This is a genomic window from uncultured Psychrobacter sp., from assembly GCF_947500265.1.
Classification (GTDB): Bacteria; Pseudomonadota; Gammaproteobacteria; order Pseudomonadales; family Moraxellaceae; genus Psychrobacter.
In genome coordinates, this window is record NZ_CANMRN010000001.1 from 114,499 (window position 1) to 135,263 (window position 20,765).

Consider the following 20,765-nt stretch of genomic DNA (forward strand, 5'->3'; position numbering starts at 1 on the left):
AATATTCATAGGGTCTCATACTGCATGAACAGTTTGAGACCCATATGTTGAGAGGTTATACATTGGAAGGTTGTATATTGAAAAGTTCTACGATGCTTGTAGGGCACGCTTATCACGCAGACCTGAATAGCGTGTGACCGCTAATGCCATTAAAGAGATGACAGCACCGATCCAAGCTGTGTCCTGCAACGACATATTTTCAACCACGCTACCACCGATGATTGAGCCCAGTGCAATACCGATATTGAATGCAGCAATGTTCAATCCAGAAGCGACATCGACAGCGTTCGGCGTATATCTTTCAGCTTGCTTAACCACATAGATTTGTAGACCTGGTACATTACCAAAGGCGAAAGCACCCCATACCAAAATAGTCAGTACAGCAGCAATCTTGGACTGCATAGTAAAGGTGAACAGTAAAAGAATGACACTTAAGGCGCTGAATATAATGCTAAGCGCACTAATAGGGCCGCGTTTATCTGCAAGTTTTCCGCCCCAGATATTACCGATTGCAACGGACACGCCATATACGAGCATGATGAGACCAATGGCTGATGGCGCAAATTTGGTCTGCTGCTCTAAGATAGGTGCTAGGTAGGTAAACGCCGTAAACGTACCGCCATAGCCAAGAATAGTCATTAAATAAACTAGCAGTAGTTGTGGTTTTACAATGACTTGTAATTGCTCTTTGAACGTTGCAGGGATAGATTTTTTTAGGTTTTTTGGTACCAATATGGCGCTACCGATTAAAGCGATTAAACCTAGTACTGACACGACTAGAAACGTAGCGCGCCAGCCAAAATGCTGTCCAATCCATGTACCAAGGGGTACGCCAGTGACGAGCGCCACGGTAAGTCCTGTAAACATAATGGCAATCGCGCTGGCTTCTTTTTCTTTACTGACAAGGCTAGTAGCAATCATGGAACCAATAGAGAAAAACACACCATGCGCCAGACCGGTCAGGATACGGGCAATTATTAAGGTTTCATAGCTGGGTGCTTGCCAAGCCAGCAAGTTGCCGATGACAAACAGACCCATTAGGCTCATCAGTACGATTTTGCGGTTCCAGCGGCCAGTGAGTGCGGTAAGTATAGGGGCACCGATAGCGACACCGACGGCATATAGACTAACGAGCAACCCTGCTGAAGGTAAGCTAACGCCCAGATCGGCGGCAATAGTTGGTACCAATCCAACGATGACAAATTCGGTTGTCCCAATTGCAAATGCGCTTAGAGTAAGCGCCCATAAAGCGAGTGGCATAACGACATCCTAATAATTAAATGATGCGCGTAGTTTGACCGATTTATAGTTTGCAAAAAACAGCACAAATGACAAAATACCTTTGTCAATTTTGTAAAGGTAATCATGATGATGGGACATGCTAAAACAGAAGACATAGAGATATTTTTGACAGTAGTAGACACGGGCAGCTTTACTGGCGCTGCCAACCTACTGAATCAGCAAGTAGCTAAGGTATCTCGTGCTGTGTCCAGACTCGAAGATACGCTGCAGTGCACGCTGCTAAATAGAACGACACGGCGCTTGGAGCTGACGGAGGAGGGGCATGTCTTTATAAGATATGCGCGTGAGAGTTTAAATACGTTATATACCGGTGAAGAGGCGATTAAGCTGTTAAAACAAGCGCCGAGCGGGCATCTACGGATTGACGCTGCCAGCCCGTTTGTGTTGCATCAACTGGCGCCTTTAGTTGGTGATTTTGTGGCGCAATATCCACACATTACGCTCGACCTTACCTCGCATGACAGTATTATTGATTTGCTTGAGCACAAAACGGATCTGGCTATCAGAATTGGCGATTTAAAAGACTCAAATCTGCATGCACGTCTATTAGGTAACAGTAAGCTGCGGCTAGTAGCCAGTCCTGAATACTTACACCAGTATAATGAAGTGACTCATATTGATGATTTGAATGTTGATGATTTGAGTACTCATAAATTGATTGGTTTTAATGATGCCTCCAAGTTGAATAAGTGGCCTTTGACAAAGTCTGTCATGCTTGATTTCCACATGACAGCCAGTAGCGGCGAGACGTTACGCCAGCTATGTTTAAAACATCAGGGTATCGCTTTACTGTCACATTTTATGATTGGTGAAGATTTGGAGTCTGGACGGCTCATTGAGGTGTTGCCTGAAGCGATAGTCAGACCAAATAACCGTGAATCAATACAGGCGGTATATTACAAAAACAGCGCCGTATCATCACGCATTCTGGCATTTTTAGACTTTATCCAACCAAGACTAACACTATAAATTTTATCCGTTTTTATTCATTTTATAAGAGGTAATATCATGGGTTACGTTTTTATTTATCTCGCTGCTGTGGTTATCTTTTTGGGTGTCGATGCTGTATGGCTAACGACTATGAAAGGCGCCTTTTATGAGTCGCGTATCGGGCATCTATTGGCTGATGAGCCAAACATGATGGCCGCTGGCGTGTTTTATATGTTTTATATATTGGCACTTTGTATTTTGGTTTTATATCCGCAAATCAAAGCTGGCGCATCCGTTGGTCATATCTTCTTACTCGGCGGGCTGATTGGCTTGATGGCTTACGGGACATATGACTTTACCAATTTGGCACTGTATAAAGGCTTTACGCTAGATACAGCGTTGGTTGACTTTGTATGGGGTGGTATTTTGACCGGTTCAGTGAGTGCGATAGTGGCATGGCTTGCGTATCGCTTTCATTGGTTAAGCTAATGCTTATATCTTGGCCTATATAACGCTGTTTAAATAGCCCTGATTTACACAATTTAGACTGTCCAATGACAGAGGTCTGTTTGTGCTATACGGCGACCTGCTGTATAAATGGTAGACATAATAAATAAGTGTCAAACCATTAAGGAATATTATGCCGCAATACAATACCAGCTCCACTGCCAAAAAAGCCCCGTTAAACCACGAGCTATACATGTCAGTACTGATGACGCCTGATATGGCGAATTTCATTGGCAATGTGCATGGTGGGGATTTGCTCAAGATGCTTGATCAGGTCGCTTATGCTTGTGCCAGTCGCTATAGTGGTAATTATGTGGTGACACTGTCTGTCGATCAGGTGATGTTCCGTGAGCCGATATATGTAGGTGAGTTGGTTACTTTTGCAGCCAGTGTCAATTATGTTGGTAATACTTCAATGGAAGTAGGTATCCGCGTCGAAGCAGAAGATGTACGTGGTCGTACCGTCCGTCATACCAACAGTTGTTACTTTACGATGGTGGCTATCGATGACAATGGCAAACCAACCTCCGCACCGCCACTCGATATCAAAAATAAGATGCAGCAATGTCGAGCCGATGCAGCTAAAGAGCGAAAGAAGCTGCGTATGGAAAGCTCGCATCGTCCTAGTTGCGACTTCGAAGAGATTAACAAGCAGTTTGGCGAGAACGAAGAAAATGCTGAGGTAGAAAAATAGCCTAAGTTATTCAAAGCTATCTAAAGTTATTTAAAGCTATTTAGTTTTATTGAATTAATAATTCATACAACGACTCACTAAAAAGACACTGAGATTGTAGAGCGCTTATTTTAAGCTGATGTATGTTTCAAGCCATTTATCTACGGCAAAAATTCTACTATCAATACGTTATTTCAGTGAGTCTAGCATGAATCTAAAGCCATCTATTGCTAATCCCCAGCGCCATTTGCCAGCCTCTCCTAAATCGCAAACACCTCGCGCGCGTGGGGCAGGTAATCCTAAAATTTCAAATGACCCTGAACTAAAACATACCCTTAATCAAAGCCCTGAAACCAATGATGAGCATTCAGGATCACTTATCACTGTGTTAATTGCAGTTGGAGCCAATCTGGTTATTGCAATCGCAAAAACTGTTGCCGCCTTTATGACAGGCTCAGCCTCTATGATTGCGGAAGCAGCTCATTCATGGGCGGATGCTGGTAATGGTACATTGCTAATCGTCGCAGAAAAGAAATCTATCAAACCTGCTGACAAAAGCCATCCGTTAGGCTACGGCAAAGAGTCTTATGTTTGGTCGATGATTGCGGCTTTCGGTGTATTTACGGCAGGCTCGATTGTCTCTATCTATACCGGTATTAAGGAATGGAACGCTACTGAGTCTGAGGCTAATTATACGATTGGCTTTATCGTATTGGCAGTGGCGTTTGTGCTTGAAGGGATCTCATTGGTTCAGGCATACAGACAAAGTAAGAAGCATGGCGAAGCACTTGATATCAGTGCGCTTGGCTATGTCGTAGATACGTCTAACCCAACGTTGCGCGGTGTATTCTTTGAAGATTTAGCAGCGGTTATCGGCTTGGTGATTGCCGCTGCTGCTATGGGTATGCACGCTTATACGGGTGAACCGTATTGGGATGCGTTAGGGTCTATCATTGTCGGTCTATTATTGGGCGTCGTCGCCATATTCTTGATTAGTCGTAACCGAGATTTCTTGGTCGGGCATAGAGTTACTGACCGTATGCATGAATACGTTTTGAGTGAGCTGCTAAATCATCCAGATATCGACAGTGTGTCCTATCTGCACCTAGAGTGGGTTGGCCCAAAAAAGATATTTATGGTAGCGGCAGTAGATATCGCCGGCAATCAAAAAGAAGAGCATATCGCTCAGAAATTTGAAGAGATTGAAAATTTATTTAGAGGTAACCCAGTCTTTCAAGAGGCTATCTTAACGCTGTCAGAACCTAACGCTGAGCTACTAAGTTTAGAGAATATTTAATTTAACGGTTTAATAGATTAAGTATGCGGTAGAGAAATCCTATTGAATGCTTTTAAGTACGCTTTCTAAATCCAAAAACGCCAAACACAAAAAAGCCGTCAATTATGACGGCTTTTTCTATAGTTCTAGTACTTAATAACTAGTCAAATTAAATGCTATTATTTCTTTGGTGCGTTTGCGCCGATAAACCATGCATCTTTATCGATGATACGGCTAGCTTCTGTAAATAAGTCAGCAGTGTCTTCATCACCTGCGTCACCAGCAGTAGCAATTGCTTCACGTAATGTCTCTGCAACTTTTTTATAGCGACTAGTTAACTCACGCACATGCTGATCTACTTCAGTGATGTCAGTTGGATAATCATCTAAGATAGACTCTTTGACTACGCGACTTGCCAAACCGTTTGGTTGACCCCCTAAAATCACAATGCGCTCTGCGATAGTATCTGATACTTCGAGGATACGATCTGATGTCTCATCTAATAATTGATGCACACCGATAAAACCAGTGCCTTGTAGATTCCAATGGCACTGTTTGCCATCTAAGGTTAAATCAATAACGTTTGCTAGGTTAGCGTTTAGCAAATCAATCATTTTTTTCGCAGTTTCGTCTGAAATACCACTTGCGTAACGTTCTCTCATATTTTACTCCGTCATTTATTTAAAATTATTATATTGAATGAAAGTTCAATGTATTTTTATTGGTCTTCTATTCGATGACAATCAAGTTAAAGCTAATGATACGAATTGCTATAAAGCTATTTATTCACTAGTACTGCTCACTAATACTCAAAAGTCATCAACTTGTTAATTCAAGAACGATAATAACAGCTTAGATCAGTGTTGGAACCCTTGAGTGTTAGGCTTTGTTGAGTGGTCGTGTAACGAGTCTGTTAACCGTGAAAAGCTTTGTAAATTTATCGAATACTGTGTGCGTTTTTTATAACGATGTAAGTTTTATCCGCTACTATTAAGCCTTAACTTTTAATAAATCTTACCTTTATATACTCATATTTTGGGCAACGAGAGAGCGTTTCGACTATAGGATAAGACTCCTTATTCTCCTTTAAAAACCGCTGCTCAGACCCCATATTGTTATAAACCTTAAGAAGAAGAAAGCCATTATGCGAATGCCTGAACCGCGCTCATCGCGTCAGTTAAATCAATTGGCCACTCAGCTCCAAGGCGAAGCTGAAATTAGTGGTGTTAATGCGTCAGGGACGCAAATATCAAGTCGTGCCTTTGAGATGGTTACTGACTTTGAGCCAGCAGGCGACCAGCCGCAAGCCATCAAAAAGCTAGTCAACGGTATCAATTCGGACATGGACGAGCAGTTGCTATTAGGTGTGACTGGTTCTGGTAAGACCTATACCATGGCGAAGGTCATCGCTGAAACTCAGCGTCCAACCATTATTATGGCGCACAATAAAACGCTAGCCGCTCAGCTATATGGTGAGTTTAAATCGTTCTTCCCTAATAACGCTGTCGAATATTTTGTCAGCTATTATGATTACTATCAGCCAGAAGCGTATGTCGCTGCTAGTGATACCTTTATCGAAAAAGACAGTGCCATCAACGATCATATTGATCAGATGCGCCTGTCAGCCACGCGTGCCTTATTAGAGCGTCGTGATGCGATTATCGTCGCTTCGGTATCTTGTATCTACGGCTTGGGTGATCCAGAAAGCTATCTAAAAATGCTATTGCATGTCGTTGTGGGCGATAACATCGACCGTACGGCGACTATCAAGCGTTTGGTTGAGATGCAGTACACACGTAACGAGCTAGATTTTGGCCGTGGTACGTATCGCTTGCGTGGAGAGCTGTTAGATATCTATCCTGCTGAGTCTGAGCAGCTAGCCGTACGTGTGCATTTATTTGATAACGAAGTTGAGAAGATTACGTGGTTTGATCCCTTAACGGGTAAGACGGTACGCAGCGTGCCACGTATTACCATTTATCCAAAGTCGCACTATGTGACGCCGCGCAATAAGCTAGAAGCCGCCAGCCATACGATTCGTGCTGAGCTAGAGCCGCGTTTAGAGTACTTCCGTGACAACAACAAATTGATTGAAGCACAGCGTCTCAAAGAGCGTACTCAGTATGACTTGGAGATGATTCAGCAGCTTGGTTACTGTAACGGTATCGAAAACTACTCGCAGCATCTCTCTGGCCGTCCATCAGGAGAAGCGCCGCCAACGTTGTTTGATTATATTCCAGAAGATGCCTTGTTATTCCTTGATGAATCACATGTGACGGTTTCGCAGATTGGTGCCATGTATAAAGGCGATAGATCACGCAAAGAAAACTTGGTCAATTATGGTTTTAGATTACCAAGTGCGATGAATAACCGCCCGATGAAGTTTGAAGAGTGGGAGCGTATCAAGCCCAAAACCATTTATGTCAGTGCCACGCCAGCATTGTATGAGCTTGAGCACAGCGAGCAAGTCGTAGAGCAGGTCGTCCGTCCGACTGGTCTGATTGATCCTGAGATTGAGATACGTCCTGTCTTGACGCAAGTTGACGATGTATTATCAGAGATTACCAAACGCCGTGAAAAGGACGAGCGTGTACTGATTACCACATTGACCAAGCGTATGTCAGAAGATCTGACCAGTTACCTCAAAGAGTATGATGTAAAGGTCGCCTATCTACATTCGGACATCGATACTGTTGAGCGTATGCAGATTATCCATGAGCTCCGTACTGGCGTGCATGATGTGTTGGTCGGTATCAACTTATTACGCGAAGGCTTGGATATGCCAGAGGTATCATTGGTAGCGATATTTGATGCTGATAAAGAAGGCTTCCTGCGTTCAGAGCGTTCACTTATTCAGACCATTGGTCGTGCAGCGCGTCACTTAAACGGTAAAGCCATTCTCTATGCCGATCGTATTACGCCAAGTATGCAAAAGGCAATAGACGAGACGGATCGTCGCCGTGATAAGCAGATTGCCTTTAACCTTGAGCATAACATTACGCCAAAAGGTGCTCGTCGTAGTATCACGGACAAGATTGATACGGGTGAAAGCTTGGATGCTAATGACAATCAATCTATCCCAGTTAAGAGTAACTTACCAGATGTGGATATCAATATCTTGCGTAGCCCTGATCTGCTTGCTAAAGAAATCAAACGATTAGAGAAGCAAATGCAGCAAATGTCGCGCGATTTGAAGTTTGAAGAAGCAGCAAAAACGCGTGACAAAGTGCTGGAGTTAAAAGCGCATTTAATCTGATAGCGTGGGTTAAATACTGAGGTTAAAAAGAGGCTAAATAATAGTGAAGGTGAGGTACTTTTTGAGTACCTCACTTTTTTATGGGTTATTCAATATGGGAATGTGCAGAATACTTGTAATACACCGCATTGCCACTTACCATATCCGCATAAACCTCACCATCCATATAATATTTCAAAAATTTAAGTCATAAGCGAACAAGCCGAGAGTGAGTAACGCTCTAGCTAGGCTTGCTTTTCTTATAGATCACACTGTCAACACAGACTAAATTTTTGGAATGGACATAATCTAGGCGTATTATTCACTGTGCTTACCAACAACTTAATAGAATTAAACTCTAACGAAAATTCACTCGGCATGTCAGATGCGGCCAAACAAGCCGTTATCGACTCTCTGGACATCGGTTTTCGTTATCCCGATGACCAACGTGCGGCGCTGATTACCAAAGTCGCTGAGATAAATAGTGTGACAGAGAGTCAAATTTCTCTAGGCAGTGGCTCTAGTGAAAATATTCGTACTGTCGTCCAAATGCTACAAAATCAAGCATTAGTAGAAGGCAAGAAGTTCCAAGTTATCGTGCCGCATCCAACCTTTGCCTATGCTGAGTTATATGCGACATCTATCAATGTACCTGTGGTAAAAGTACCGCTGACGACTGAAAATTATGCCTTTGATTTGCAAAGTATGCAAAAAGTCGCTGATGGCTTTGACGGTATTAGTTTGTTTTATCTGTGCAATCCAAACAACCCAACGTCGACTATTACTGACACAGTAAAGCTCAAAGAATGGGTAGGGCATGCACCAAGTAACCGTTACTTTTTATTAGATGAAGCTTATTCAGAGTATGTGACTGATCCAAGTTTTGAGAGTGGTGTTACATGGATACGAGAGGAATACTCAGAAAATATCGTTGTGGTGCGTACCTTTTCAAAACTATGCGCACTCGCGGGCATGCGTGTCGGCTATGCAGTTGCTAGCCCGCAAATGATTGCTAGATTAGAAGCATTTATCTCGATTGATAATACTAACTTGGCAGGTGCTGTGGCTGCATTAGCGACCCTTGATGATGAAGATTTTCTGGCATTAAGCTTACGTACGGCCAATCAATCGCGTCAGCTGGTTGAGCGAACATTAGATGAGCTTGGCTTACGCTACCTGCCATCACAAGCAAGCTTTATATTTCATGAAATAAAAGGCGATGTGCAAACCTATATCGACAGAATGCGTGAGCATGGTATTGCTGTCGGGCGTGAGTTTGCGCCAATCACTGGCTTTAATCGCTTAACACTTGGCAGACCTGATGAGATGGCAGTATTTGTAGAGGTACTCAAATCATTTCGTGAGAAGGGCTGGGTCTAGCTAACTGCATTAACTAACTGAGTTAATGCAGTTCGATAATATAAAAGGGAAGTTGCTTATTGGTAGCTTCCTTTTTTGTTGTGTTTATTTCGGTTGTTGGAACTGTATTGAAGCCATAATTAAGCGCACATTTTTACCAACATCAAACGCAGTTTTACATATCGCACCTTAACTAATCTAACGCTATCTTATAGGATAACTGAGTAAAGCATGACCCGTTAATCACGCAGATGAATACTGGGTAACAGTCACAGTGCTCGGCATGCTCACGTATCTTATAATTATAAAGTTAGGGATGTACCTATGTTCGATATCAAATCATTTTTTAAACGAGAAGTAGAAAAAAAGCTTATCAATGTAGATGACTATATTTTTATGCCAGAACGCGTAGAGATGGAAATTGAAGGTGGACTATTAAATTGTGTGTTGAATAGTGATGGTCGCGTAGATATTTTTTATAGTAAAGACGGTGTCACTGAGGTGGGTTCAGCGTCGCGCAAGCACCCATTTACAGCATTTGAAAAAGAGCTATATCATGGTATTTATGATGATGTGATTAATGATTTGATTAAGGAAGTAGATAAAATTATTGATAGCACCTCGAAGTATTTCCGTCGTAGCCAATCATTACCTTTTACGGCTTCTATAACGTCTCAAGCATCTGATACAAATAAATTTTAGGCTAATTAATTAAACCAATACATTAGCAATAAAAAGGGTGCGTTATGTATAACGCACCCTTTTTATTATTTTTTATTCTAACGAATTATTTGATTGTTTTATTGAACAAAGCTTGTATAGCAGCTCTGTAGAGATTTGGCGACGACTTGTGCAACTAACTGAGTACGGTACTGAGAGTCAATCGCGGCATTGCCCAACTCAACGATCGTCACTTGCTGCGGTGCTTGCTCACTGACACAGCCACAAACCTTGGTTTTAACAGATTCTTGCTGTGCTTCTGTCATGGCGACGCTTGCAACACGCCACGCGTTTTGTTTTTCAATTTGGCTACGGCATTGGTTGTCGATCGCAGCTCTAAAAACATTCATGCCGATCTCGTTTGCGGTACCGATTGCTGTACTTGTACCGCTGTTTGTAGCACCTGTTGTGGTACATCCTGCCAAGGCAAAAGTTGCTAGCATCATCGTTGAAGCCAAGATTTTTTTCATAAGTTAGTCCTTTAAGGTGTCTGTCATAAATAAAGCTGTATATTATCAGTAAAACCTAGCAATGACATCATCAACCACAGGCGCATTTTATTTTAGAACTCTATAACCTATATGTATTAACCACAAAAAAGCAAGCTAAGTGAACACTTAACTGGCTTGATATAGATTAAGCTATTCGGCATATTTATACGTTTTTGCCGTGTTCTTTTTGCTGAATATCTTTTGCCAATTTATAGCATTCGTTGATATGGTCATTAGCAATTTTCTTAAAAATCGTATAGCCCATTGTTGCAGCAACCAATTGACCGCCAAGTGGAATAAACTTGGTCACTTGTTTGGCAGCGATACGACCACCGAAACCTTGGATGGTTTTTTTAACGATGCCACGTGTTGCCATTAGACCAGCGAAATCTACAGTACGGTCTTTTACTGCGCTCCAATGCACTTCGCGAGATTCCAAGTTAATGGCTGATTGGCGATCTTCAATGAGACCAAAACGCTCACTAATTTCTGGAATCAACTGCGTCAACATGCCCGCATCAACTGCCACATCAAAAAATGGTACTGGCACAACCGCTACACCAGCAGAAACTCTAGCGCGTCTTTTTACCATTCCCTGACATTCTTTTTTAACTTTATCAAGGTCTAGGTTAGGGTCGATAGTATTTGGAAGTTTTTCAGCAAGTGGCGTGGTTTTCATAAAGTGTCCTTATAAATAATTAAAATATAAATGATAAAAATATAAATGATAAAAAGTTCAATGAATAGCAAATCCTTCAGTTGCTTACTATTTTATGGATTTATGCGTGGCTTACAATCATTGCTTTGTAGCAAAATGAATGAAATTACTCACACTGTGCACCTTTTTTGTAAGTGATTAAACGAAGGCGGTTTGTATAAGCTATAAAAAAGGCAGTATCAATTATTGCTAGTTTACAGGCATTATTCATCAGGTTGCACAATGCCTAATGATATACAGAGGTAGTATAAATTGTCATTGTGACCCTCTACTAAAGCCAGTAGAATACCCTCATGCTAAATTTAACCCCCCGTTATACCAGCACTCGCATCGACGAGTTGCCCGCCGCGCTGCAACCATTTGCCGCTCAATCATTTACGCTTGCCCGTCTGTATGCAGGGCGAGGTATCACTGCGCCTGATGAGCTGGAGACTAGCCTATCAGGTCTATTGCCTGCTGAGGCACTGCACGGTGTCACTGAAGCCGTGCGCTTATTAGATGTGGCGATTGATGAGCGTCAGCGCATCCTGATCGTTGGTGACTTTGACTGTGACGGTGCCACCAGTACGGCATTAATGATGCGTGCGCTCACAAAGATGGGTGCGGTCGTTGATTTCCTAGTACCAGATCGTTTTAAGTACGGTTATGGCCTGACGCCAGAGATTGTCGAGTTAGGTATTGAGACTTTTCAGCCAGATATGATAGTGACGGTTGATAATGGTATCTCAAGTCATGAAGGGGTGGCACGCGCCCAAGCTGATGGTATCACGGTGATTATCACTGACCATCATCTCACGACCAAAGAGACGCCACCTGCGGAAGCAGTGGTTAATCCCAATCAGCTAGGTTGTAACTTTGCTAGTAAAGCATTGGTCGGAGTTGGAGTTGCGTTCTATGTGCTCGGACGCTTAGCAAAGCTACGCCGCGAAGCTGGCAAGTCTACGGTACAGGTGAGCCAATATTTAGATTTAGTCGCACTTGGGACGATTGCAGACGTCGGGGTACTCGATAAAAACAACCGCATTTTGGTACATCATGGATTGTCAGCTATTCGTCAAGGCCGCTGCTGTATGGGAATATTGGCATTGCTTGAGCAAGCGGGCCGTGATCCCAAGCAGCTTCATGCGCAGGATTTCGGTTTTGTATTAGGCCCACGTATCAATGCAGCTGGGCGTATGGATAATATGCGCATCGGTATCGAGTGCTTATTGACTGAGGACTGGAGTACCGCACAACGTTTGGCACAAGAGCTTGAGCAGCTGAACCGTACGCGTCGTCATGTAGAGGGCGAGATGCGGGCACAAGCTGATAGTATCGTACAAGCATTGGCTAATGAAGATAATAGCGATGAGAGTGTAAGTGGTGATGGCAATAATAATGCCAGCAACGATGACATAATTACTCAAGCTGTCTCTACTGCTAAAGCCAGCAATTCAGGTGCGCGTAGTATTATTCTATACCAAGATGACTGGCATCAAGGAGTCATTGGCATTGTCGCTGGTCGCCTGAAAGAAAGCCATTATTTGCCCAGTATCGTATTTGCACCAGCAGACACTGAACAAACAGATGAAGATAGCGCTATTAAAGGCTCTGCACGTTCTATCTCTGGCGTACATATTCGTGATGCGATTGAACAGGTTGCTGAGCGTTATCCTGAATTAATCAGTCATTTCGGCGGGCATGCGATGGCAGCAGGTCTGACTCTCAAGCGCTGTAACTTTGAGGCATTTGTCACAGCTTTTAATGAAGTGATGGCTCAGATGGATGATGAGGTATTTGCAGAGCAAAAATTCACCGATGGACCTTTGCAAGCGAGCGACTTTAGCCTATGGTTTGCCGAGCATTTAGCCGATGCCAGTATCTGGGGTCATGGATTTGCACCGCCAATATTTGATGGTGTGTTTGAGGTACTGAGCTTCAAGATTTTAAAAGACAAACATCTTAAGTTATCGCTGCGCTATCCAGACGTTCAATATCCGATAGAGGCCATTTGCTTTAACTTCGATAATGACGCTTGGGATTACCGTGCCAAGCAAGTCCATTTATTATTTCAGCTAGACATCAATGAATGGAATGGCAAACAAAGTTTACAGCTGATGGTCAAGGATTTGGCTGTGGTAGAGCAAGGGTAAAGCGACAATGTCAAACCGATAATACTAAATGCGCTCAAATATGGGCGCGTTGGTATTTTTGAAATGAAGCCACGCCCTAGCATCTAGTATCAGTATTTCCATTCTAGTGTGGGGAACTGCCAATCGTAACGAATAGCAAGCATACGCAAAGTAAAAATCGTACTCATCGTAGAGATATCAGCTACCCAATCTGTCACACCTAAGTTCTTTAGAGCAAAGTACAGAACCCCACCCGTCAACGCTGCGGTGATATAAATCTCTTGCTGTAGTACCAATGGAATCTCATTGCAAATCATATCGCGAATGATGCCACCAACCACGATGGTAATCACACCTAATAATAGCGCCACAGGCACATTGGCTCCCATACTATCAGCAACTTTGATACCGATCAGCGTAAATGCTGACAAGCCAATGGTGTCGGAAAGTTTAAGGAACTTATCCACTCGTCTGGAGTTTGGATGAAAAAATATCTGCATCGCTAGCGATGAAATCGTAATAAGGGTCAGATAGCTCATATCTACCATCCAAAATAACGGATGGCGATCCAGAATGACATCACGTACCGTGCCGCCGCCGATAGCAGTGACAATAGACACGAGCAGACAGCCGAAGACGTCGAAGTTTTTGTGCTTAGCAAGTATCGTCCCTGAGACGCTACAGGCGATGATGCCAATCATATCAAAGAAATATATCAAAGAGCGCGGGTCAAAAGTAGTGATCAGTACGGTAGGATCCAATACGATAGCCAACATGGGCAGTTCTCACTATTTTCAATTATTGTCAGTCAAACAAAGGCTATCTACGTAGAGTCTTGCTCAATTAATCAATCCACGAGACGAATAGAAGGCAAGTGCCAGTCGAATCTAAGCGCGAGCATACGTACTGCAAAGATGACAAACAGCATAATAAATTCGTTGAGACTGGCGCCCACTCCGAAATACTGTAAACATAAATAGGTCACAGACCCTGCGATACTGGCAGTAATATAAATCTCACGCTGTAGCACCAGCGGAATCTCATTACAAATGATATCACGGAGCAAACCACCGATAATGGCAGTCCAGACACCCATCATAATAGCAATCAGGGGAGACATGTCTAGGGTCAAGGCCACCTTAAAGCCAATGACACTAAAAGCGGCCAACCCGATGGCATCAAAGAGCTTTAACGCATTATCAATCTTATGATAAAGGTGAAAGAAGATTTGTAAGATAAGGGAGGTTACCGTGATAACGATCACGTAATTAAGATCAGTCATCCAAAATAGAGGATGACGGTCGAGAGCCATATCACGTAATGTACCACCGCCGATGGCATTGACCATCGCCACCAAGATACACCCAGCGATATCGAAGCCTTTATGCTGCGCAAGCAAAGTCCCTGCAATCGCGCAGGCAACAATGCCAATCATGTCCAATAAATATAATAGAATATCAGGAAAAATCAAAGCATTACCCATGGTTATAGTGCCAAATCGTGATCATCAAAGGAATAGGTTTTAGGCGGTTATTCAATGCATGACTTTGACGAAATGGGCGTAGTGTTATAGTGCCATTTAGCCATCTTTTGCAAAGAATATCAGCCCTACAATAATAAGCCCTATACCGACCAGTCCCATCGCCGAAGGTATGGCACTATCTAACAGTAATATACCCCCAATCAAAGCAAAGATAACTTCACTGGCTTGGGTTGAGTCAACCCCTGCAACTTCGCTTGAAGTAACAGCTTGCTCGCGCGCATACAGAAATATAGTGGTCGCTGCCACGCCTGCCAATAGAGCAACGAGCAACGTATTGATTATTTGTGAGGGGTGGGGCTGGTCAGGGCGCACTATAATGCCCAAAAACAGCCAAAATGGCAAACACCCAAGAGTCATTAGCCACACTTTGTTAAAGGCATTTTGCAGTAGCGTGGTTTCGATAGAAGGAATACGAGCAATTAGATTTTGTAGGGAGGAGGTGGCCGAAGTGTTGTTACTTTGAAGTACGCTATCCAGGTCGGTAGCATCATATGTCGTAGCTGGCAAATCATAAGCTTCAGATATGAGTGGTTCATTCTGATCGTTAATATCACTACCAATACTGATGCCAGCTCGTTGAGTGTTCAACTCTGCTGCCTTTTGTAACTCGGTATTGCGCTGGCGGGCATTATGAGAAGCCTGCCAAACCAGCTGGTTACCAATTGGGTAGCTAAAAGCAGCGATAAGAGCAGGTAGCGCACCGTAAAGCAGCATGTCAGACATGGGGACGGCGTCAGTTATAGAGGCAGCATGCAGACCTTCACTGATATTGACGAGCGCCACACCGATAAAAACAATGACAGCATATACGATGAATTTTTTATCAAAACGTTGACCAAATGCCAATAGTACAAGCAAACTGGCGACGACGGTAAACATAAAGGTAGCCGCTACCACCCATCCTGCAACATGATCTGCGGCATAGCAAATACCGGTATAAAACAGCCCAAATCCGATACTGCCAGTAATACACCAAAAGCCCCAATGCTGTAGAAAAATTCTCATTAGCGCTTTAATACGACTAAAGCCATGTTGCATCGTAATAATAGCGGTAATAATCAACAGCATAAAGACATAGCGTAGACTCGCTGACCAAAACCAATGTCCACCTGCGCTACTCATAAGCTCATTTAAGATAAATGTTGAGCTAAAAAATGCACCTGCTAGCAAGCCCAATAAAATGAGTTTAACCATACCGCTACCTTATCCATGGCACTCAACGTGTTCACACTTTTTGTTTGTTACTTGCTGATAGTTACTTGCCTTTGGCATCAGCCCAAATGATTTTGTGCAATTGCAATTGGAAACGAACAGGCAAGGCATCAGCCAATATCCATTCTGCCAGCTCTCGCGCCAATACAGGTACTTCAGGGCTGAGCTGTTCATCGACATCATCTGCGACATTAAACATCGGAGAGAACCACACCGTACCGACCAATTCGTTTAGCTTATACTCGGTCAATTTAGCTTTTGCCCAGTCGTAATCTGTACGATTCATAATGACAAACTTGATTTGGTCATGCTGAGTGAGGTAGTCGAGGTTTGACCATAGATTTTTATCGACTTCGCCTGAGCTGGGTGTTTTGAGATCCATTACCTTGCTGACTGCTGTTGGCACGTTTTCTACCGTGAGCGCGCCTGCGGTCTCAAGGGATATCTCATAACCGTCGCTCAACAAACGTTTCATCAATTCAATGGCATTTGGCTGTGCTAGCGGCTCACCGCCCGTCAGACAGATGCGCTTGCACGGATAACCTTTGATGGTTTCTATGATGGTTTCTAATGATTGACGTTCGCCGCCAGTAAAAGCATATTCAGTATCACAATAGACACAGCGCAGCGGACAGCCCGTTAGACGCACAAATATCGTCGGCAAGCCTGAAGTGATTGCTTCACCTTGTAAAGAATAAAAAATCTCAGTCAGACGTAATCCTGCTTCAGGGTCAGTGACAGGGATAGCGGCGGTGCGTAATGATGATTCACTCATAATATTTCAAATACAGTTAAAGGTCGATAAGGCGATGAAGCGCTTATCAATCGTAATAAAAAGGCAGGGGATGGTACGAATGATTTTGTGTTTGTATAAAGACAAACTAAAAGAGGATTATAACGTAACGCGTTATATTAAGCTGCAAAAAAGATGCTGGAGTCATCCTCCAGCATCTTCATATAAAACAATATTATGTACCAAATAATGGTACTTGCCAAATATTTAGGCTAGGCGTAATAGCTCGTTTACTGATGTTTTTGCACGAGTTTGCGCATCAACTTTTTTCACGATGATAGCAGCGTACAAGCTGTGCGTGCCATCTTCTGAAGGTAGGCTACCTGGTACAACAACAGAACCTGCTGGTACACGACCACGATGAATCTCGCCAGTTTCACGATCATAGATGCGCGTCGATTGACCGATGTAGACACCCATAGAGATGACAGCACCTTCTTCAACGATAACGCCTTCAACGATTTCAGAGCGTGCACCGATGAAGCAGTTGTCTTCGATGATAGTAGGGTTTGCTTGCAATGGCTCTAATACGCCGCCGATGCCAACGCCGCCTGATAGATGTACGTTTTTACCGATTTGAGCACATGAACCAACAGTCGCCCATGTATCAACCATCGCGCCTTGATCGACATAGGCGCCGATGTTGACGTATGACGGCATCAATACTGCGCCTGCTGCGATGAATGAACCTCTACGCGCGACAGCTGGTGGTACAACGCGTACGCCTGCTTCTTTAAACTGTGCTTCAGTCCAGTTAGCAAACTTAGTCGGTACTTTGTCATAGAACTGTACGTGTTCGCCAGCGGCTTGGACGTAGTTGTCGTTTAGACGGAAAGACAATAGTACGGCTTTTTTGGCCCACTGATTAACGACCCATTCGCCATCTTTCTTTTCTGCTACACGCAGGCTACCGTTATCTAGTTGCCCAAGTACTTGATTGATAGCATCGCGCACGTCTTGTGGCATATTGGCTGGGCTGTATTCGTTGCGATTTTCAAAAGCTTGTTCGATGGTTTGTTGTAATGACATAAAGGTTCCTAAAATGAATGAAAGGGAGGGTGATCTTAATGTTATGGTTAAAGACTTATATGACCCAGCCTAAAGAAAATTCAAGGTATGGCTTGGTCCAAAAACTTGCTTGCCGTATTGTCGCTAATTTGACCACTTTTAGCAAACGCGTTGAGGGTCTTATTATGACAATATTAAATGAGTTGTTTTCAGATATTCCTTCAAAACAACTCATTTATCATGATTTAATCATCTGTCGTGTTGGTCTCTATCCACTCTAAAATATCTTGATAAACGGTCTGTTTATCCTTTTCGTGCAGCACTTCATGACGCATATTAGGATACAGTTGAATATCGACATGACTGAAATGACGCTTATCCAGACGCGTGACAACCCTACGTATACCGCGACCCATTTCACCAATCGGATCATCTTCACCGCTGATAAACAGCATCGGGAAGTTTTTGGCAATAGTGGTAGCCCAATTTTTATTTAGTCCAGTATCCATGAGCGTAAACAATGTCATAAAGCCATTATTGGTAAAGTCAAAACCAGTCTTAGGATCAGCTTCATAGGCTTCGATGTTTGCGGTATTTTCACTGAGCCACGCAAACTGTGAGGACGAATTGCGATCAGGTAGTTGGCTGTTAAGGACTTTATTCATCACCTTGGCAAAAACTGTATTCGGTTGTCTTGGGGCGACTCTGGCCAGTAGCTTGTTAATAGGTAATAAAACCTTGGCCAGTGGGTTAGCGTCTGCGGAACCCATTAGGATGGCGCCTGTGAAATTATGCGCATGATGCTTGAGTACATTACGCACGATAAACGACCCCATCGAGTGACCCATCACAAAATGCGGAACGTCTGGATGACGGTCTTTTAGGCTATCGGCCATCACAATCACGTCTTTCAAAAGTGACTGTACCGGATGCTCCTCACCAAAAAACCCAAGATCGGCCTCAGTCTTGATAGTCTGTCCATGACCCAAATGATCGTAAGTCGCCACAGCGATACCATTGTCTGCCAAAAACTGTGCAAAATCACTATAGCGACCGCTGTATTCTGCCATGCCATGCACAATCAGTAAAGTCGCGCTAATGTCGACGTCTTTGCTACTTGGTTCAAAAAAATCATGGTGCAAGTAGTGAATATTGTCAGAAGACAAAATGTGATCGTTACTGGTATCGATATTGGTACTCATGTAATGTTCCTTGATTACTTATAATTTTCATTAATGGTTTTGACGATGTTTCTCAAATAATGGGTTAAGCAACGCAATTTATCATGCGGCTCTTATAATGTCCTATTGTACTGGGCGATGATAAGTAATTTCATCTTATTTTATGATTTTAATTCAGTTATACAAAATATCATTCTACTAATAACGGTTAACGCAGTGACTATCGCTGAATCCGTATAAGCCATTTACGCTCTTACTGTTCGCCCGCAACAGACTGGTCTTATTTATATGATACTTTTAAATGAGTTTTTAAAGTCATTTATATCAATCAACATTCGATCAAATACTAACAGCAACTAACCGCCTTGATAAAATCATCTATGACAAAATTTTTACCGAAAAAGACACTACTATTGGCAGGCGCAGGTCATGCTCACATTGGCATGTTGCGCCAACTTAGCGCAGCGCGTTTAAAAGACGCTGATACGACAGAGGCAGACATTCACTTAATTAGTGAGCAACCGCAAACCATCTATTCTGGCATGTTACCGGGTTGGATGGCAGGGCATTATCAGCTGCATGATATCAGTATCGATATCAAATCGCTTTGTGTGCGAGCAGGCGTGCGCTTTATTCAGCAGTCGCTTGTAAAAGTAAACGCAGCGTCAAACAAGGTGGTTACGATTGGCGATGAACAAACGGATTTTGACTACGATGTCTTGTCTCTAAATACGGGCGCAGATACAGACATGCGTTGGCTACCTGACCACAATAGCTACAACGAGCACAGAAGCGACAGTAACGATAACAATACTGGCGCTACCAATAATGATACTGACGTGATTGCCATACGACCGTTATCAACATTTATCACCCAATGGCAGCGGATTTTGAAGGATGCCCAGTCATCTGAAAAGTATCAATTGGCTATTATTGGGGCAGGTGCAGCGGCCATAGAGTTGGTCATGGCAGCCCAAGTCGCGCTACGGAACATCAATCGTCACCATCAAGTGATATTGATATGCGGTGAGAACCTTTTGTCAGGGTTTAATTCGGGCTTTCGACAGCGGGTTATTAAGCAGTTACATCGTCATGACATTACGATAATTCGAGAACGAGCGAGCGATTATCGTGATGGTAAATTATCAACTACGAATAAATTATTGCCCATAAATGCTGTCATCGCTGCGACTGGCGTCATAGGGTCGGCATGGACGGCTTCTACAGATTTGGATATAGAAGGTGATGGGTTTGTCGCGGTAAACGATAAGCAACAGAGCATCTCTCATTCTAATGTGTTTGCGGTTGGTGATGTGGCGACACGAGTCGATAAATATGTGGCGCACTCGGGGGTTCACTCGGTGCACGGCGGTGCTGTCGAAGCCGATAACTTATTGGCCTATTTGAAAGATAGCGTAATGAAGAGCTATCAGCCAAAGTCACGCACGCTATACCTGCTATCGTGCGGCGATAAATATGCCATTGGTAGTTGGGGTAATGTAAATCTACAAGGTCGCTGGGTATGGCATCTCAAGAAGTATATCGATAAGCAATTCATCGAAGCTGATAAGAACTAACGAAGGTTAATGCTCATTTGGAATAAACCATAAAATCCATATGATTAGTTGTCAATGCTTATTGATAATCAGGTATGATTGATTAGATAAACCGTAAAGTGAGCAATCAGGTTTTACGTTGTAAATCTT

At 43.1% G+C, this 20,765-nt stretch carries 19 protein-coding genes; 9 read left to right on the forward strand and 10 right to left on the reverse strand.

Annotated elements, in window-relative coordinates; genetic code table 11:
• Positions 1-87 precede the first annotated feature (87 nt).
• Positions 88-1,260: an MFS transporter gene (locus Q0788_RS00490; protein ID WP_298807194.1), complete on the reverse strand. Its 1,173-nt coding sequence runs from the start codon at positions 1,258-1,260 to the stop codon at positions 88-90.
• Between the two features lie 108 nt (positions 1,261-1,368).
• Between Q0788_RS00490 and Q0788_RS00495 the strand changes: the two genes are divergently transcribed.
• The 4 genes from Q0788_RS00495 to Q0788_RS00510 all read left to right on the forward strand — a co-directional run bounded on the left by Q0788_RS00495 (position 1,369) and on the right by Q0788_RS00510 (position 4,709).
• Positions 1,369-2,271 (forward strand): LysR family transcriptional regulator, encoded by a 903-nt coding sequence (locus Q0788_RS00495; protein WP_298807195.1) that lies wholly within the window; start codon positions 1,369-1,371, stop codon positions 2,269-2,271.
• Positions 2,272-2,310: 39 nt separating this feature from the next.
• Positions 2,311-2,721 (forward strand): DUF2177 family protein, encoded by a 411-nt coding sequence (locus Q0788_RS00500; RefSeq protein ID WP_057760908.1) that lies wholly within the window; start codon positions 2,311-2,313, stop codon positions 2,719-2,721.
• A 151-nt stretch (positions 2,722-2,872) separates the two neighbouring features.
• Entirely contained in the window at positions 2,873-3,433 is a 561-nt protein-coding gene (locus Q0788_RS00505; RefSeq protein WP_057760906.1) for an acyl-CoA thioesterase, read from the forward strand.
• A gap of 187 nt (positions 3,434-3,620) precedes the next feature.
• Positions 3,621-4,709 (forward strand): cation diffusion facilitator family transporter, encoded by a 1,089-nt coding sequence (locus Q0788_RS00510; protein WP_298807196.1) that lies wholly within the window; start codon positions 3,621-3,623, stop codon positions 4,707-4,709.
• 158 nt (positions 4,710-4,867) lie between these two features.
• Here Q0788_RS00510 and dps read toward each other — a convergent pair whose 3' ends face one another.
• A complete protein-coding gene (dps, locus tag Q0788_RS00515; RefSeq protein WP_114700342.1) occupies positions 4,868-5,350 on the reverse strand; it encodes a DNA starvation/stationary phase protection protein Dps in 483 nt (160 codons plus the stop codon).
• Positions 5,351-5,832: 482 nt separating this feature from the next.
• Between dps and uvrB the strand changes: the two genes are divergently transcribed.
• The 3 genes from uvrB to Q0788_RS00530 all read left to right on the forward strand — a co-directional run bounded on the left by uvrB (position 5,833) and on the right by Q0788_RS00530 (position 9,984).
• Complete coding sequence (gene uvrB, locus Q0788_RS00520) at positions 5,833-7,944, forward strand: excinuclease ABC subunit UvrB (RefSeq protein WP_298807197.1); 2,112 nt, start codon at positions 5,833-5,835, stop codon at positions 7,942-7,944.
• A gap of 306 nt (positions 7,945-8,250) precedes the next feature.
• Positions 8,251-9,303, forward strand: a complete 1,053-nt coding sequence (locus tag Q0788_RS00525) for a histidinol-phosphate transaminase (RefSeq protein WP_298807198.1) — start codon at positions 8,251-8,253, stop codon at positions 9,301-9,303.
• Positions 9,304-9,606: 303 nt separating this feature from the next.
• The gene (locus tag Q0788_RS00530) at positions 9,607-9,984 is read left to right on the forward strand and encodes a hypothetical protein (protein ID WP_101206413.1); all 378 of its coding nucleotides are present in this window, start codon (positions 9,607-9,609) and stop codon (positions 9,982-9,984) included.
• A 98-nt stretch (positions 9,985-10,082) separates the two neighbouring features.
• Here Q0788_RS00530 and Q0788_RS00535 read toward each other — a convergent pair whose 3' ends face one another.
• Both Q0788_RS00535 and Q0788_RS00540 read right to left on the reverse strand, forming a co-directional pair.
• Positions 10,083-10,472, reverse strand: coding sequence for a hypothetical protein (locus tag Q0788_RS00535; RefSeq protein WP_298807199.1), 390 nt, complete (start codon positions 10,470-10,472; stop codon positions 10,083-10,085).
• Between the two features lie 184 nt (positions 10,473-10,656).
• A complete protein-coding gene (locus tag Q0788_RS00540) occupies positions 10,657-11,172 on the reverse strand; it encodes a hypothetical protein (protein WP_057760892.1) in 516 nt (171 codons plus the stop codon).
• Positions 11,173-11,504: 332 nt separating this feature from the next.
• Here Q0788_RS00540 and recJ point away from each other — a divergent pair, with 332 nt between their 5' ends.
• The gene (gene recJ / locus Q0788_RS00545) at positions 11,505-13,343 is read left to right on the forward strand and encodes a single-stranded-DNA-specific exonuclease RecJ (protein ID WP_298807201.1); all 1,839 of its coding nucleotides are present in this window, start codon (positions 11,505-11,507) and stop codon (positions 13,341-13,343) included.
• An 89-nt stretch (positions 13,344-13,432) separates the two neighbouring features.
• On the opposite strand, the gene Q0788_RS00550 is transcribed toward recJ, so the two are convergent.
• From Q0788_RS00550 to Q0788_RS00575, 6 genes are all read right to left on the reverse strand, one after another.
• A complete protein-coding gene (locus Q0788_RS00550) occupies positions 13,433-14,098 on the reverse strand; it encodes a trimeric intracellular cation channel family protein (protein ID WP_057760888.1) in 666 nt (221 codons plus the stop codon).
• A gap of 71 nt (positions 14,099-14,169) precedes the next feature.
• Positions 14,170-14,805 (reverse strand): trimeric intracellular cation channel family protein, encoded by a 636-nt coding sequence (locus Q0788_RS00555; protein WP_298807202.1) that lies wholly within the window; start codon positions 14,803-14,805, stop codon positions 14,170-14,172.
• 96 nt (positions 14,806-14,901) lie between these two features.
• Complete coding sequence (locus Q0788_RS00560) at positions 14,902-16,059, reverse strand: multidrug resistance efflux transporter family protein (protein WP_298807203.1); 1,158 nt, start codon at positions 16,057-16,059, stop codon at positions 14,902-14,904.
• 61 nt (positions 16,060-16,120) lie between these two features.
• The gene (gene queE / locus Q0788_RS00565; protein WP_298807204.1) at positions 16,121-16,852 is read right to left on the reverse strand and encodes a 7-carboxy-7-deazaguanine synthase QueE; all 732 of its coding nucleotides are present in this window, start codon (positions 16,850-16,852) and stop codon (positions 16,121-16,123) included.
• A 225-nt stretch (positions 16,853-17,077) separates the two neighbouring features.
• Complete coding sequence (gene dapD / locus Q0788_RS00570) at positions 17,078-17,899, reverse strand: 2,3,4,5-tetrahydropyridine-2,6-dicarboxylate N-succinyltransferase (protein WP_298807205.1); 822 nt, start codon at positions 17,897-17,899, stop codon at positions 17,078-17,080.
• Between the two features lie 224 nt (positions 17,900-18,123).
• Positions 18,124-19,080, reverse strand: a complete 957-nt coding sequence (locus Q0788_RS00575) for an alpha/beta fold hydrolase (protein WP_298807206.1) — start codon at positions 19,078-19,080, stop codon at positions 18,124-18,126.
• A 359-nt stretch (positions 19,081-19,439) separates the two neighbouring features.
• Here Q0788_RS00575 and Q0788_RS00580 point away from each other — a divergent pair, with 359 nt between their 5' ends.
• Positions 19,440-20,636, forward strand: a complete 1,197-nt coding sequence (locus Q0788_RS00580) for an FAD-dependent oxidoreductase (protein WP_298807207.1) — start codon at positions 19,440-19,442, stop codon at positions 20,634-20,636.
• The last annotated feature ends 129 nt before the right edge of the window (positions 20,637-20,765 follow it).

Bases quoted from the DNA above. Each gene is read 5' to 3' on its own strand.
- Q0788_RS00500 (WP_057760908.1), top strand. From the start codon at position 2,311: ATGGGTTACGTTTTTATTTATCTCGCTGCTGTGGTTATCTTTTTGGGT.
- Q0788_RS00505 (WP_057760906.1), top strand. From the start codon at position 2,873: ATGCCGCAATACAATACCAGCTCCACTGCCAAAAAAGCCCCGTTAAAC.
- Q0788_RS00575 (WP_298807206.1), bottom strand. From the start codon at position 19,080: ATGAGTACCAATATCGATACCAGTAACGATCACATTTTGTCTTCTGAC.
- uvrB (WP_298807197.1), top strand. From the start codon at position 5,833: ATGCGAATGCCTGAACCGCGCTCATCGCGTCAGTTAAATCAATTGGCC.
- recJ (WP_298807201.1), top strand. From the start codon at position 11,505: ATGCTAAATTTAACCCCCCGTTATACCAGCACTCGCATCGACGAGTTG.
- Q0788_RS00530 (WP_101206413.1), top strand. From the start codon at position 9,607: ATGTTCGATATCAAATCATTTTTTAAACGAGAAGTAGAAAAAAAGCTT.
- Q0788_RS00490 (WP_298807194.1), bottom strand. From the start codon at position 1,260: ATGCCACTCGCTTTATGGGCGCTTACTCTAAGCGCATTTGCAATTGGG.
- Q0788_RS00510 (WP_298807196.1), top strand. From the start codon at position 3,621: ATGAATCTAAAGCCATCTATTGCTAATCCCCAGCGCCATTTGCCAGCC.
- Q0788_RS00550 (WP_057760888.1), bottom strand. From the start codon at position 14,098: ATGTTGGCTATCGTATTGGATCCTACCGTACTGATCACTACTTTTGAC.
- Q0788_RS00540 (WP_057760892.1), bottom strand. From the start codon at position 11,172: ATGAAAACCACGCCACTTGCTGAAAAACTTCCAAATACTATCGACCCT.
- queE (WP_298807204.1), bottom strand. From the start codon at position 16,852: ATGAGTGAATCATCATTACGCACCGCCGCTATCCCTGTCACTGACCCT.
- Q0788_RS00580 (WP_298807207.1), top strand. From the start codon at position 19,440: ATGACAAAATTTTTACCGAAAAAGACACTACTATTGGCAGGCGCAGGT.
- dps (WP_114700342.1), bottom strand. From the start codon at position 5,350: ATGAGAGAACGTTACGCAAGTGGTATTTCAGACGAAACTGCGAAAAAA.
- dapD (WP_298807205.1), bottom strand. From the start codon at position 17,899: ATGTCATTACAACAAACCATCGAACAAGCTTTTGAAAATCGCAACGAA.
- Q0788_RS00495 (WP_298807195.1), top strand. From the start codon at position 1,369: ATGATGGGACATGCTAAAACAGAAGACATAGAGATATTTTTGACAGTA.
- Q0788_RS00560 (WP_298807203.1), bottom strand. From the start codon at position 16,059: ATGGTTAAACTCATTTTATTGGGCTTGCTAGCAGGTGCATTTTTTAGC.
- Q0788_RS00555 (WP_298807202.1), bottom strand. From the start codon at position 14,805: ATGGGTAATGCTTTGATTTTTCCTGATATTCTATTATATTTATTGGAC.
- Q0788_RS00535 (WP_298807199.1), bottom strand. From the start codon at position 10,472: ATGAAAAAAATCTTGGCTTCAACGATGATGCTAGCAACTTTTGCCTTG.